The 12742-nt window shown below is 73.8% G+C and carries 12 protein-coding genes; 5 read left to right on the top strand and 7 right to left on the bottom strand.

The window, feature by feature from the left end; translation table 11 throughout:
- Positions 1 to 45: 45 nt before the first annotated feature.
- The 4 genes from AC07EG_RS13740 to AC07EG_RS13755 are packed head-to-tail and all read right to left on the bottom strand — an operon-like array spanning position 46 to position 4705.
- A complete protein-coding gene (locus AC07EG_RS13740; RefSeq protein WP_478253406.1) occupies positions 46 to 1578 on the bottom strand; it encodes a bifunctional uroporphyrinogen-III C-methyltransferase/uroporphyrinogen-III synthase in 1533 nt (510 codons plus the stop codon).
- 57 nt (positions 1579 to 1635) lie between these two features.
- Complete coding sequence (hemC, locus tag AC07EG_RS13745; protein ID WP_478253407.1) at positions 1636 to 2577, bottom strand: hydroxymethylbilane synthase; 942 nt, start codon at positions 2575 to 2577, stop codon at positions 1636 to 1638.
- Positions 2574 to 3896, bottom strand: coding sequence for a glutamyl-tRNA reductase (locus AC07EG_RS13750; protein ID WP_478253408.1), 1323 nt, complete (start codon positions 3894 to 3896; stop codon positions 2574 to 2576). The genes hemC and AC07EG_RS13750 overlap by 4 nt, the downstream gene beginning before the upstream one ends.
- On the bottom strand, positions 3893 to 4705 hold the full coding sequence (locus tag AC07EG_RS13755; RefSeq protein WP_478253409.1) for a redox-sensing transcriptional repressor Rex: 813 nt from the start codon (positions 4703 to 4705) through the stop codon (positions 3893 to 3895). The genes AC07EG_RS13750 and AC07EG_RS13755 overlap by 4 nt, the downstream gene beginning before the upstream one ends.
- A 268-nt stretch (positions 4706 to 4973) precedes the next feature.
- Here AC07EG_RS13755 and AC07EG_RS13760 point away from each other — a divergent pair, with 268 nt between their 5' ends.
- The 5 genes from AC07EG_RS13760 to AC07EG_RS13780 are packed head-to-tail and all read left to right on the top strand — an operon-like array spanning position 4974 to position 9220.
- Entirely contained in the window at positions 4974 to 7643 is a 2670-nt protein-coding gene (locus AC07EG_RS13760; protein ID WP_478253410.1) for an AfsR/SARP family transcriptional regulator, read from the top strand.
- Between the two features lie 36 nt (positions 7644 to 7679).
- Positions 7680 to 7970, top strand: a complete 291-nt coding sequence (locus AC07EG_RS13765; protein ID WP_478253411.1) for a YbaB/EbfC family nucleoid-associated protein — start codon at positions 7680 to 7682, stop codon at positions 7968 to 7970.
- Positions 7967 to 8155 carry a hypothetical protein gene (locus AC07EG_RS13770; RefSeq protein ID WP_478253412.1) on the top strand — a complete coding sequence of 63 codons (189 nt, stop codon included), beginning with the start codon at positions 7967 to 7969 and terminating at the stop codon, positions 8153 to 8155. Before AC07EG_RS13765 ends, AC07EG_RS13770 begins: the two co-directional genes overlap by 4 nt.
- A 58-nt stretch (positions 8156 to 8213) precedes the next feature.
- Positions 8214 to 8531 (top strand): type VII secretion target, encoded by a 318-nt coding sequence (locus tag AC07EG_RS13775; RefSeq protein WP_478253413.1) that lies wholly within the window; start codon positions 8214 to 8216, stop codon positions 8529 to 8531.
- Positions 8528 to 9220: a hypothetical protein gene (locus tag AC07EG_RS13780; RefSeq protein WP_478253414.1), complete on the top strand. Its 693-nt coding sequence runs from the start codon at positions 8528 to 8530 to the stop codon at positions 9218 to 9220. Before AC07EG_RS13775 ends, AC07EG_RS13780 begins: the two co-directional genes overlap by 4 nt.
- A gap of 38 nt (positions 9221 to 9258) precedes the next feature.
- Here AC07EG_RS13780 and AC07EG_RS13785 read toward each other — a convergent pair whose 3' ends face one another.
- The 3 genes from AC07EG_RS13785 to AC07EG_RS13795 are packed head-to-tail and all read right to left on the bottom strand — an operon-like array spanning position 9259 to position 12676.
- Positions 9259 to 10770 (bottom strand): molybdopterin-dependent oxidoreductase, encoded by a 1512-nt coding sequence (locus AC07EG_RS13785; protein WP_478253415.1) that lies wholly within the window; start codon positions 10768 to 10770, stop codon positions 9259 to 9261.
- 57 nt (positions 10771 to 10827) lie between these two features.
- Entirely contained in the window at positions 10828 to 11064 is a 237-nt protein-coding gene (locus AC07EG_RS13790) for a glutaredoxin family protein (protein ID WP_478253416.1), read from the bottom strand.
- Positions 11065 to 11074: 10 nt separating this feature from the next.
- Complete coding sequence (locus AC07EG_RS13795) at positions 11075 to 12676, bottom strand: AMP-binding protein (protein ID WP_478253417.1); 1602 nt, start codon at positions 12674 to 12676, stop codon at positions 11075 to 11077.
- Between the last annotated feature and the right edge of the window lie 66 nt (positions 12677 to 12742).

Consider the following 12742-nt stretch of genomic DNA (forward strand, 5'->3'; position numbering starts at 1 on the left):
CGGCCCGTCTCCCGGTGGGAGGGGGCCGCCGTTGCCGAAGAGCCGTTACGAGCGGCGGGCGCGCTTGGCCTTGCGCGGCGGCGGCAGGGCGCCTTCGGCACGCAGGCGGGCGGCGTGCGCGGCGAGGGCGTCGACCAGTGCCGTCACGTTGGGGACCTCCGGCTGCACGTCCACGCGCAGGCCGAACTCGGTCGCCGTTTCCGCGGTCTTCGGGCCGATGCAGGCCACCAGGGTGCGGGTGTGCGGCTTGCCGGCGATGCCGACCAGGTTCCGGACGGTCGACGACGAGGTGAAGCACACCGCGTCGAAGCCACCGGTCTTGATCATCTCGCGGGTGTCGGCGGGCGGCGGGGCGGCCCGGACGGTCCGGTAGGCCGTCACGTCGTCGATCTCCCAGCCGCGGTCGCGCAGCCCGGCCGACAGGGTCTCGGTGGCGATGTCCGCCCGCGGCAGCAGCACCCGGTCGACCGGGTCCAGCACGTCGTCGTACGGCGGGAACTCGGCCAGCAGCCCCTCCGAGGACTGCTCCCCGGACGGCACCAGCTCGGGGATGATGCCGAACGAGCGCACCTTCGCCGCGGTCGCCTCACCGACGCAGGCGATCTTCACCCCGGAGAACGCCCGCGCGTCCAGCCCGAACTCCTCGAACTTCTCCCACACCGCGCGCACCGCGTTGGTGGAGGTGAACACCAGCCACTGGTACCGGCCGTCGACCAGGCCCTTGACCGAACGCTCCATCTGCGCCGGGCTGCGCGGCGGCTCGACCGAGATGGTCGGCACCTCGTGCGAGGTGGCGCCGTGGCTGTGCAGCCGGTCGGCCATGTCGCCTGCCTGCTCCTTGGTGCGCGGCACCAGCACCTTCCAGCCGTACAGCGCGCGCGACTCCCACCAGGACAGCTTCGAGCGCTGCCCGGCGGCCTGGCCCACGGTGACCACCAGCGGGCCGACCAGCTCACCGGCGTCGGCGGAGAGCGAGGCCAGCGTCGAGTCCACCGTGCGCTGGGTGTTGATGGTGCCGTTGGAGGTCACCGCGACCGGGGTGGCCGGGGCCAGCCCGTGCTCGGTCAGCGCACCGGCCGCCTCGGCGAGGTGGCTGGAGGTGGCGTGCAGCACCAGCGGGCCGGGGGTGGCGGCCAGCGCCGCCCAGTCGACCTCGGACCGCACGTCGACCTCGGTGTGCGTGCCACCGAGCGCGACACCGGCGTAGGCGGGCACGGCCGCGCCGGGCGAAACCCCGGGCACCACGTCGAACACGGCGGTGGTCTTGGCCACGGCCTGCACCTCGGCCACCGCGGCGGGCTGGGTCAGCGGGTCACCGGCCACCAGCCGGAGCGTCAGCCGCCCCGACTTGGCCTCGTTGACCAGGTCCTTCGCCACCTCGGCCGGGTCCCCCACCGCGGGGCGCACCTCGGCGTCGGGGTGGGCGGAGGCCAGCACACCGGCGGGTACGTCCGGATCGGTCACCACGACCTCGGCCTTGCCCAGCAGTTCCTGGGCGCGGACGGTCAGCAGGCCGGCGTCGCCGGGGCCCGAGCCCACGAAGGCGACGCGCCCGGTGGTCTTGCGCGCGGGGGTCATCTCTACGTCTCTCTCCTCTTTGCCTGGCATGCGGTTCTCCACGGGGGAGAACGAGAATCAGTTGGCGGTCAGCGCACCGGCGCCGAGATCGAGCAGCTCGGCCGCCAGTTCCCGGCCGAGCTTCGCCGCGTCGGCCTTGCTCGCCACCGCGGAAGCCCGCAGCATGTCGACCGCGTCGCCGTCCCCGGCGACGGCGGCGGTACCCCGCAGCGAGACCCGCTCGATCACCGAGCCGTTCTCGTCGAGGTCCTCCACCACCTCGGCCAGCGCCCCGACCGGGGCGCTGCACCCGGCTTCGAGCGCGGCCAGCATGGCCCGTTCCGCGGTCACCGCGAGCCGGGTCGCTTCGTCGTCCAAGGTGGTCCGCAGCAGCCGTTCGACCTCGGTGTCGTCGGCGCGGCACTCCACCGCCAGCGCGCCCTGGGCCGGGGCGGGCAGCAGCTGGATCGGGTCCAGCGTCTCGGTGATCTCGGCGAGCCTGCCGACGCGGGCCAGTCCGGCCCTGGCCAGCACCACGGCGTCGAGCTCACCGCTGCTCACCTTGCCCATGCGGGTGTCGATGTTGCCCCGGATCGGCACGATTTCCAAACCGAGCCCGAGCGCGCGCAGCTGCGCGGTGCGCCGCGGCGAGCCGGTGCCGACCGTCGACCCCGGCGGCAGTTCACCGAGGGTCAGGCCGTCACGGGCGATCAGCGCGTCCCGCGGGTCGGCGCGCGGCGGGACCGCGGCGATCTCCAGCCCCGGCGCGGGTGCGGTGGGGAGGTCCTTGTACGAGTGCACCGCGACGTCGATCTCCCCGGCGGTCAGCGCGTCGCGCAGGGCGGAGGTGAACACGCCGATGCCGATCTGGGCGATCGGCGCGCTGGAGCGGTCGCCGGGGGTGGAGATGGTGACCAGTTCGACCGTGGCGCCGGCGGCTTCCAGCGCCTGCGCCACGGTTCCGGTCTGGGCCAGCGCCAGCTTGCTGCCGCGCGTGCCGATCCTGATGGTCCTGCTCACTGGGGTTCACCGTTGTTCTCTGGAGTGTCGGACGGGCGCGCGACCACCTGCGGCGCGGCGGGGTCCAGCTCGAACAGCTCGCGCAGCGCGCTGGCGTAGTCGGTCCCGGCGTCCTGTCCGGCGAGTTGCTTCACGCGCACGGTCGGCGCGTGCAGGAGCTTGTCCACCACGCGGCGGACGGTGCGGCCCAGCTCTTCGCGGACCGCGGTGTCGAGCTCCGGCAGCCGGTTGTCCAGCCGCAGGAGTTCGGCGTCGACCACCTCGGCGGCCCGCTTGCGCAGGGCGGTGACGGTCGGGGTGACCTCGGCGCTGCGCTGACCGGCGAGGTACTCGCGCACCTCGTCCAGCACGATGCCGGTGGCCTTGGCGAGTTGCCGGTCGGTCTCGGAGGTGCCGGTGGCCGCGCTCATCCGGCGGCGGACGGTCTCCAGGTCGACCACCCGCACCCCGGGCAGCTCACCGACGGCCGGGTCGACGTCCCTCGGCAGCCCGAGGTCGCAGACGACCAGCTCACGGCCGTCGCGCGGGAGCACGTGGGAGGGATCGAGCACGGCGTCGGCGGCACCGGTGCTGGTGACCACGACGTCGGCCTCGGCCACCGCGGCGGCCAGCTCGCTCATCGCCACGGCGGTGGCGGGCACGCCCTGCTCGGCGATCGAGGCGGCCAGTCGCCGGGCGTTGGCGGTGGTGCGGTTGGCCACGGTGATCGAGCCGATCCCGGCCTTGCGCAGGTGGGACCCGGTCAGCGCGCCCATCGAACCGGCGCCGACCACCAGCGCGTGCTTGCCCGCCAGTTCACCGGCGGCACGCAGCGCCTCGGACACCACCGAAGCACCCAGCTCGCCGAGGCCGGTTTCGGTCTGCACGCGCTTGCCGACGCGCAGCGTGGTCTGGGTCAGCTCGTGCAGCACGCGGCCGACGGTGCCCGCCTCGCGGGCGGTGGCGTAGGCGGTGCGGACCTGGCCGAGGATCTGCGACTCGCCGATCACCATCGAGTCCAGCCCGGCGGCCACCGAGAACATGTGCTCGACGGCGGCACCGGCGTAGTGCACGTACAGGTGCTCGTACAGCGTGGCCGGTTCGACCCCGGCCTGGCGCGCGAGCACCGCGGAGACGTCGGACAGCCCGCCGTGGAAGGCGTCGACCACCGCGAAGACCTCGATGCGGTTGCACGTGGACAGCACCATGACCTCGGCGATGTGCGGTGCCTGCTGCAGCTCGTGCAGCACCTTGCCCAGCTCGGCGGCGGGCACCGCGGCCCGCTCCAGCGTGGTCAGGTCCGCGGTCCGGTGGGAGAGCCCGATGGCCAGAATGCTCACGATCGCACCACCATGCCGTTGTTCGCCACGCCGTTGACACCTGCTTCTTCGTCGGCCCTGCGCGCCACGTGGAACGACAGGATCTGCAGCTCGACCGCCAGGTCTACCTTGCGCACCTCGACGTGCGGTGGAGCCTGGAGCACCACCGGCGCGAAGTTGAGGATGCACTGCACGCCACCGGCCACCAGCCGGTCGCACACCGACTGCGCCGCGGTCGGCGGGGTGGCGATCACGCCGATGGAGATCTCGCGTTCGGCGCACACCTCCGGGATCTCGTCCAGGTGCGACACCGGCAGCCCGCCGACCGGCACGCCGATCAGGTCGGGATCGAGGTCGAACAGCGCCTCCACCGGGAAACCGCGGCCGGGGAAACCGCCGTAGTTGGCCAGCGCGTGGCCGAGGTTGCCGATGCCGACCACGGCCACCTTGTGCTTGCGGGTCAGCCCGAGCGTGCGCTCGATGTGGCCGACCAGCACGGAGACCTCGTAGCCGACGCCGCGGGTGCCGTAGGAACCGAGGTAGGACAGGTCCTTGCGCAGCTTCGCCGAGTTGACCCCGGCCGCCGCGGACAGCTCCTCGCTGGACACCGTGGTCGCGCCCTGCTCGGCCATCGCGGAGAGCACCCGCAGGTAGACGGCGAGGCGGGCGACGGCGGCCTCGGGGATGTTCCTGGCGCGGACCGGGTCGGGGCCGTTGCCGTTGACCGGTGCGTCGGGCACCGCCGGCATCTCGGCGGTGGGGGCGTTGTCGGCGTCCGGGGTGTCCGCCTGCCTGGCCGCGCCACCTCGGCGGCCCCGCTGTGCGACCACGCCTGATCTCCTCGTCAACACCGGTCGGACCTGTTGCTGGAACGGGGCTGAAAAATCAACCCTTGACCCGGCGGGCGCTACGGTGTTCGATACCCGGCGCCGCGCGGGGCGATGGCACTACGGTAGCCACTTGTGAACGCATGCACAAAGTGACTGGTAGAGCCACTGGAACGAGGTTACCCGCCCGTCGGACGGGCGTTTCCACCCACCGAAAACGGTCCCCGGGCACCGGTGTTCCAGGTCACACTGGCGATCAGGGGGTGACCAGATGGAATTCGAGGTGCTCGGCCCGCTGCGCGTCCGCCGCGGTGCCGGGTCGGCGGCACCGGCGGGGAAGCTGCAGCGGATCCTCCTCGGGGTGCTGCTGACCAGGGCGAACCGCCTGGTCCCCGTGGACCAGCTGGGTGACGCGCTGTGGGGTGGCGGCGCCGACCGGCGGGCCGCGCCGAAGCTCCAGCTGCACGTCCACCGGCTGCGCGGGCTGCTCGAACCGGACCGCCTGCGCTTCGATTCCGGCGGTTACCTGCTCCGCGTGCTGCCGGGGGAACTGGACGCGGAGCGATTCGAATCACTCGCCGCCGAGGCCGCCGAAGACCCCGGGCTGGCCAGGAAAGCCCTGGACCTGTGGCGGGGCACGCCGTTCGAAGGGCTCGACGTGCCGTTGCTCACGGACGAGGCGCGACGGCTGGCCGAGATCCGGCTGAACCTGCTGGAGACGCTGTTCGAGGCGGAACTGGCGGCCGGGCGGCACCTGTCGGCGGTCGGGGAACTCGGCGCGCTGGCCGGGGCGCACCCGTTGCGCGAACGGCTGCAGGCCCTGCTCATCCGGGCGCTGCACCGCGGTGGCAGGCAGGCCGAAGCGCTCGCCGCCTGCCGGGCCACCCGCCGGGTGCTGCGGGCCGAACTGGGCCTGGAACCGGGCGCCGAGCTGCGTGACCTCGAACAGGCCATCCTCCAGGGCCGCGAGACCGGACCCGCCGAGGCGACGCCGGTGCCCGCCCAGCTCCCGGCGCGGGTGCGTGGTTTCACCGGCCGGGAGCCGGAACTCGCCGAACTGGACGAACTCGCCCCGTTGTCGGTGGTCACCGGCACCGCGGGGGCGGGCAAGACCGCGCTCGCGCTGCGCTGGGCCCACCGCGCGCGGGAGCGCTTCCCCGACGGCCAGCTCTACGCCGACCTGCACGGCTACGGCCCGGACCAGCCCGCCGATCCGGCGGACGTGCTGGCCGGGTTCCTGCGGGCGCTCGGCGTGGACGGCGCCGCGCTGACCCCGGTGCTCGCCGAGCGCGCGGCCCGGTTCCGCACGCTGGTGGCCGGACGGCGGCTGCTGATCGTGCTGGACAACGCCAGGACCGCGGAGCAGGTGCGCCCGCTGCTGCCCGGCAGCGGCTCCTGCGTGGTGCTGGTCACCAGCCGCGACACGCTGACCGGCCTGGTCACCCTGGACGGCGCCCGGCGGCTGGCGCTGGACCGGCTGCCCGCGGCGGCCTCGCTCACCCTGCTCCGCGAGCTGACCGGCGACCGGGTCGACGCCGAACCGGCGGCCGCGGCGGAGCTGATCGAACTGTGCGCGCGGCTGCCGCTGGCGCTGCGGATCGCCGCGGAGTCCGTGCGCGACCGGCCGTCCCGCGGTATCGCCGCGCTGGTCGAGGAGCTGGCCGACGAGCGGGCGCGGCTCGACCTGCTCGACGCCGACGGTGATCCGCGGGCCGCGGTCCGCTCGGCGTTCTCCTGGTCGTTCCACCACCTGCCGGCCGAGGCCGCGCGGGTGTTCCGGCTGCTCGGCCTGCACCCCGGGCACGACACCGGCGAGCAGGCGGTCGCCGCGCTGGCGGAGACCGATCTGCGCACCGCACGGCGGGCGCTCGGGCAGCTCCGGCGGGCGAACCTGGTCGAGGCGAGCGCCGACGGCCGGTACGCCATGCACGACCTGCTGCGGGCGTACGCCGGTGAATCGGCCGGTGAGGACGACGCCGCCACCCGGCGGATCCTCGGCTGGTACCTGCACTCGGCGATCAACGCGCGGGCCGTGCTCGACCCGCACGCCCGTCCGATGTGGACGGACGCGGTCGACGCGCCGCCGCACCTGCCCGCCTTCGAAGACCGCGACGCGGCGCTGGCCTGGTTCGACCTGGAACGGCCGAACCTGAGCGCGGCCGTGCGCGACGCCGTGGCCCGCGGGCACGCCACGATCGCCTGGCAGCTGGCCTCCGCGTTGCTGATGTACTTCTTCTCCTGCCGCCAGTGGGACGACTGGTTCGGCACGCACCGGGCCGCGCTCGCCGTCGCCGACGCGGCCGGCCGCGCGCACATGCTCAACGGCCTCGGTGTCGCCTACGACGACCTGCACGACCGGGAACGGGCGATCGAATGCCACGTCGAGGCCGCGAAGCTGTTCGACGAGACGGGTCAGGGGCTCGCCGGGGCGTGGAACCAGAACAACCTCGGCGTGGCCTACGACAACGCGAAGCGGTTCGTCGAGGCCGCCGAGTGCTACCGCGAGGGCATGCGCCGGTTCCGCGAACTCGGCGACCCGCGGGGCGAGGGCTACTGCCTGAACAACCTCGGCGACGTGTACCGGCAGCTGGGGTCCTTCGCCGAGGCCGAGTCGTACCTGCGTGCGGCGATGGACGTGCACCGCCGCGCGGCCGACGTCCCCGCCCGCCGCTTCACCCTCTGCACGCTGGGTGACCTGCACCGCGACGCCGGGGCGCCGGAACGCGCGCTGGAGCCGTACCGGGAGGCGCTGGAGATCAGCCGGTCGCTCGGCGAGGACTGGCGCGTCGCGCGGTTCCAGGCCCGCATCGGCTCGGCCCTGCACTCGATGGGCCGCGACGGCGAGGCCCGCGAGTACCTGCGTGAGGCGCTGGAGGCGTTCACCAGGCAGGGCGATCCGGAAGCCGCGGGCGTGCGGGAGCTGCTCGCGGAAATCGGGTGAAACCGTCTTGAAAGCGGCACCGGGCAGGCTGGCGCCATGGTCTCTTCGCTGAGCGCGCTGGCCGCCAGGAACAACCGCGCCGACGAGGGCCTGCTGGCCCTGCGGAAGGACCTCGCGCAGCGCACCGTCACCGCGCGGGACCGCGGTGAGCTGGTCGAAGTGGAGGCCGACGCGGGCGGGAAGGTGGTCGCGGTGTCGGTGAACGCGACGCTGGTGCGCAAGGTCGACGCCAGGACGCTGGCGAACGCGATCCTCCAGGCCACCACCGTCGCCCAGCGCGCCGCCGCCGAACTGACCGCGGCACGCCGCGCCCACCACCTCGGATGAGCACCTGGGTCCGCGCGCACCTCGGGGAGCCGCTGCCGGTCCGGGTGCCGTCGGCCGGGAAACCGGTGTGGGTCCGGGCGGACGGTGCCGAGCCGGTTCCCCCGGCCGGGGTCGCGGCGAACCAGGACGGCGACGAGCCGCCGTCCACCTGGCTGGTGCCCTCCTTCGACCTGCCGCCGCGGTGAAAGCGCCGGGAAAGCGGCGGCGGGCACGCTGGGCCGCACCAGCACGAAGGGGGACACGATGACCGGATTCCGCGTCGACACCGGGAGGATCCGCCGCACGGCCGCCGGATTCCGCGAGAGCGGTGAGTTCGTCGGCACGGCGGTGCGGGCGATTTCGGCGGCCGAAGTGCCCATCGCGGCCTTCGGCATCTCGGGGCCGGGGCCGGAACTGGCCCGTGACATCGAGGCGGCCGTCGGGCAGCGGCTGGACCGGCTGCGCACGCGGCACACGCGCATCGGGGAGTTCGCCGGGAAGCTCGACACCGCGGCCGACGAGTACGACCGCGCCGATTCCGAAAGCCGGGACGACCTGCGGGCCGCGGGAGGCCGGGCATGACGCACCCCGCACTGGACCAGGCCGTCGCCGCCTGCCAGCCACTGGCCGCGGCGGCGAAGCAGCTCGGCGCCGCCGATCCGGTCGAAGTCCTCCAGCACGTCGACTGCGACCCGCAGGCGATCACCGCCTACGCCGACCAGCTCCGCACTTCGCTGACCGACCTGGACAAGGCGATCGAGCAGCAGAAGTCGGACATCGCCGAGCTGGGGGGCAGCGAAGGCGAGGGCACCGCCGAGGCGCTGGACGCGGCCCGCGGCGAACTGGCCGAGCTGGAGCAGGACCGGGCCGGGGTGGCGCTGTTCGCCGACCGGATCGCGGAGCTGGCCGGGCAGCTGGACCGGCTGGTCACCCAGGCCGCGAACCAGATCACCGGGGTGGCGAACGCCGCCGCCACGGCCGCGCACGAGGTGACGGGCGGTTCGGCGTCGGCTGAGGCCGAGGACCACGTCATCAAGGCCGTCGACGAGGTCATCCGGCTCGCGGAACGCTTCCAGAGCGAGGTGCAGCGCCTGCGGGACGAGTTCACGCAGCTGACCGAGGCGGTCAGCGAAGCCGGGGTGACGGGCAACGCCGAAGCCGGAGCCGGTCAGCAAAGCCCCGGCAGCGGCGCCGCCCAAAGCGGCCCCGACAGCGGTTCCCGGTCCGGCGGGGCGCCTCAGCCCGGACCGTCCGGCGCCACCCCGGACTAGGGGCACCCGCCCAACGGTCGTGGCCCGCCGGGCGGCGCCTAGGCAGCCGTGATCGAGATCGAGTGCCAGCCGGTGGCGCCGTCCGGCACGGTGCCGGCGACCTCGCCGGTCTGCACCTGACCGGACCGGTCCACCGCCCGGCAGGACACCCGGTGCGGCCCCGGCGGCACGTCCAGCTCCACCCACCACATCCGCCAGGTGTCCGCGTTCACCTCGGCGGTCAGCGTGGCAGGCCGCCACGGGCCCTGGTCCAGCCGCACCTCGACCCGCTCGATGCCGGTGTGCTGCGCCCAGGCGATCCCGGCCACCACCGTCTTCCCCGCCGCCCGCGTGGAGAACGGCTTCGGCACGTCGATCCGCGACTGGGTCTTCACCGGCCCCTCCCGCGACCACCCCCGGTCCAGCCAGTACGCCCGCCGCGCCGCCCAGGTGGTCACCTCCAGGTCGGTGACCCACTTGGTGGCCGACACGTAGCCGTACAACCCGGGGACCACCAGCCGGGCCGGGAAGCCGTGCTTGACCGGCAGCGGTTCGCCGTTCATGCCGAGCGCCAGCATCGCGCCGCGCCCCGGGTCGAGCACCGCCGGGAGCGGGGTGCCGCAGGTCCAGCCGTCGGCGCTGGTGGAGTACAGCTGCTCGGCCCCCGGCCGCACACCCGCCTCCAGGAGCAGGTCCCGCAGGTCGACGCCGACGAAGGTGGCCGTGGAGATCAGGTCCCCGCCCACCTCGTTGGACACGCAGCACAACGTCACCGCGCGCTCGACCAGCGGACGGCCGCGGAGGTCGGCGTAACCGAAGCTCACCTCGCGGTCGACCAGGCCGTGCACCCGCAGCCGCCAGTCCTCGGCCCGCACCTGGGGCAGCGCGAGCGTGGTGTCGATCTTGTAGAACTCGGCGTTCGGCGTGCGGAACGCGGGCGTGCCGAGCTTGCTGAAGTCGGCGTCGGCCGGGATCGGTGGTGCGGGCCGGGCGGGCACCAGCTCGCCGACGGCGGTCCGCGAAACCTCCGCGTCCCGGCTCACGCCGATCACCTCACCGGCGATCGCGGCCACCCCGGCACCGGCCCCGGCGACCAGGAACCCCCGCCGGCTCAGCCCGCCACCGTCGAACTCCTCCCGCGAAGCCCGCCCGTGCAGCCACGAGAACACCCAGCACCCGGTCAGCAAGGTGACCAGCGGCGCCAGGACCGCCAGCTGCCCGAGGTCCGGCCGCCGCAGCACGGCCAGCACCCCGAGCACGCCGAAGAACCCGATCAGCACCAGCCCCGGCGTCCGCGAGTGCCGCGAAAGCAGGCCCGCCACCGCCGCGAGCGCCGGCATCACCAGGCCCATGCCGACGAACAGCGCGAGCTTGTCGTGGAGGTAGAAGGTGTCCTTGCCGAACTCGGTCAGCCAGCTCGGCGAGAACTCCGCGATGGTGGCACCCACCGCGACCACCGGGGACGAGTTCCGCCCCAGGAACGCGGAGAGCAGGTGCCCGGCCGCGGCGGCCGCGCCGACGGCGACCACTCCGATCGCGGCCGCGTGGACGCGGGAAGGGCTGGTGCGCATGCCCCCATCGTCGTCGGCGCGACACCGGAAGTCCGCCGGGACGCCCTTACGGATGCCTTACGCGAGCGCCGCGCGCAACCGGTCCTCCTCGACCGACCAGTACCCGTGCTCGTCGCCGTCGATCAGGATCACCGGCACGCGGTCGCCGTACTCGGCCCGCCACTCGGCGTCGCTGTCCACGTCGAAGGTCTTCCAGGCCACGCCCAGCTCACCGCAGATGCGCGCCACGTCGGCCTCCGCGCGCACGCACGCCGAGCACCCCTGCCTGGTCACGACCGTCACTTCCTGCGCCATGGCACCTTTCCTACCGGAGCCGCAGCCGCCGCAGTTTGCCGGTCGCCGAATGCGGCAGGCTCTCGGCGAACTCCACGGTGTGCGGGATCTTGTACCCGGCGAGCCGCCCGGCGCAGTGGTCGACCACCTGCTGCGCGGACAGCGAAGCACCCGGCGCGACCACCACGACCGCCTTCACCGCCTCACCGCTGCGCTCGTCGAGCACCCCGACCACGGCCGCCTCGACCACCTCGGGCAGTTCGGCGATCACCGTCTCCACCTCGTTCGGGTACACGTTGAACCCGTTGACGATGATCAGGTCGTTGGCGCGGTCGACCAGGTGCAGGTCGCCGTCGGTGTCCAGGTAACCGACGTCGCCGGTGCGGAACCAGCCCTCGGCGTCCGGGCCGTGCGCGCCGTCCGGCCAGTAACCGGAGAACAGGTTCGCGCCGCGCAGCGCGACCAGCCCGGTGCCGCCGTCCTCCTCGTCGAAGCTGTCCACCAGGTCCTCGGGATCGGACAGCACCGGCCCGGCCGAGCCGTCGCTGTCCACCAGCCGCAGCTCCACCCCGGGCAGCGGGCGCCCGACCGAACCGGGCTTGGGGTAACCGGTGACCAGCGTGGTGGTCACCACCGGCGCCGCCTCGGTCAGCCCGTAGCCCTCGTAGACGTCCAGGCCGGTGGCCGACCGGATGGCCGCCAGCACCTTCGGGTGCAGGGGGGCCGCGCCCGAGGTCATCCGGCGCACGGTGCTCAACCCGGCACCCAGTTCGTCGGCGTCCAGCGCGGCGAACTCGGCGTACATCGCGGGCACCCCGACGATGGAGGTGACGCGGTACTCGGTGCAGTCGGCCAGCGCGCGCCGCGCGTCGAACCGCTCGGACAGCAGCACGGTGGCGCCCGCCGAAGCCGACTGCAGCAGCCCCGGGCCCAGCCCGTAGACGTGGAACAGCGGGATCGCGATGAACACCCGGTCGAAGTGCTCCAGCACCGGCGGCCGGATCGAGGAGATCTGCTCGACGTTGGCCAGCAGCGCCCGGTGCGACAGCATCACGCCACGCGGCGGGCCGGTGGTGCCGGAGGTGTAGGAGACCACGGCGGTGTCCTCACCGGACCCGATCGGCTCGACCGGCTCACCGTCGGCCGCGCAGTCACCGGCGGTGAGCACGGTGACGCCCTCCGGCACCTCCTCGGCCCCGGGGTCGTGGCTGATCAGCAGCTTCGCGCCGCAGTGCTCGAGCAGCGGCTGGATCTCGGCGTCCGGGGCCTGCGGGGACAGCGGCACGGCGATGCCACCCGCGCGGAGCACACCGAACAACGCCACCGCGAAGGCGCAGGAGGTCGGCAGCCGCAGCACCACCCGGTCGCCCGCGGACAGCCCGGCGTCGAGCAGGCGCCGCGCTTCGGCGTGCACGGCCTGGTCCACTTCGGCCCAGGTCAGCTTCCGGCCGCTTCCTGAATCGATCAGTGCGAGCGAATCCGGCCAGCGGCCGGCGGCCGCGGAAACCAGCGCCGAGACGTTGCCCGCGGCCACGGCCGCGCCCCGGTGGCCCTGAAGATTCCCCTGTTCGGACGACAAATCCCAACCCCTTCCGCGTGCGGACCCACACCGTAGCCAGTCTGTCATCCCCATCCCCCGTACCGGGGATATCACCCGTTCGTGGGCCTCAAGTCTGCGGAACACCACTACCTACTTCGC

It is taken from the genome of Amycolatopsis sp. NPDC045836, from assembly GCF_056431745.1.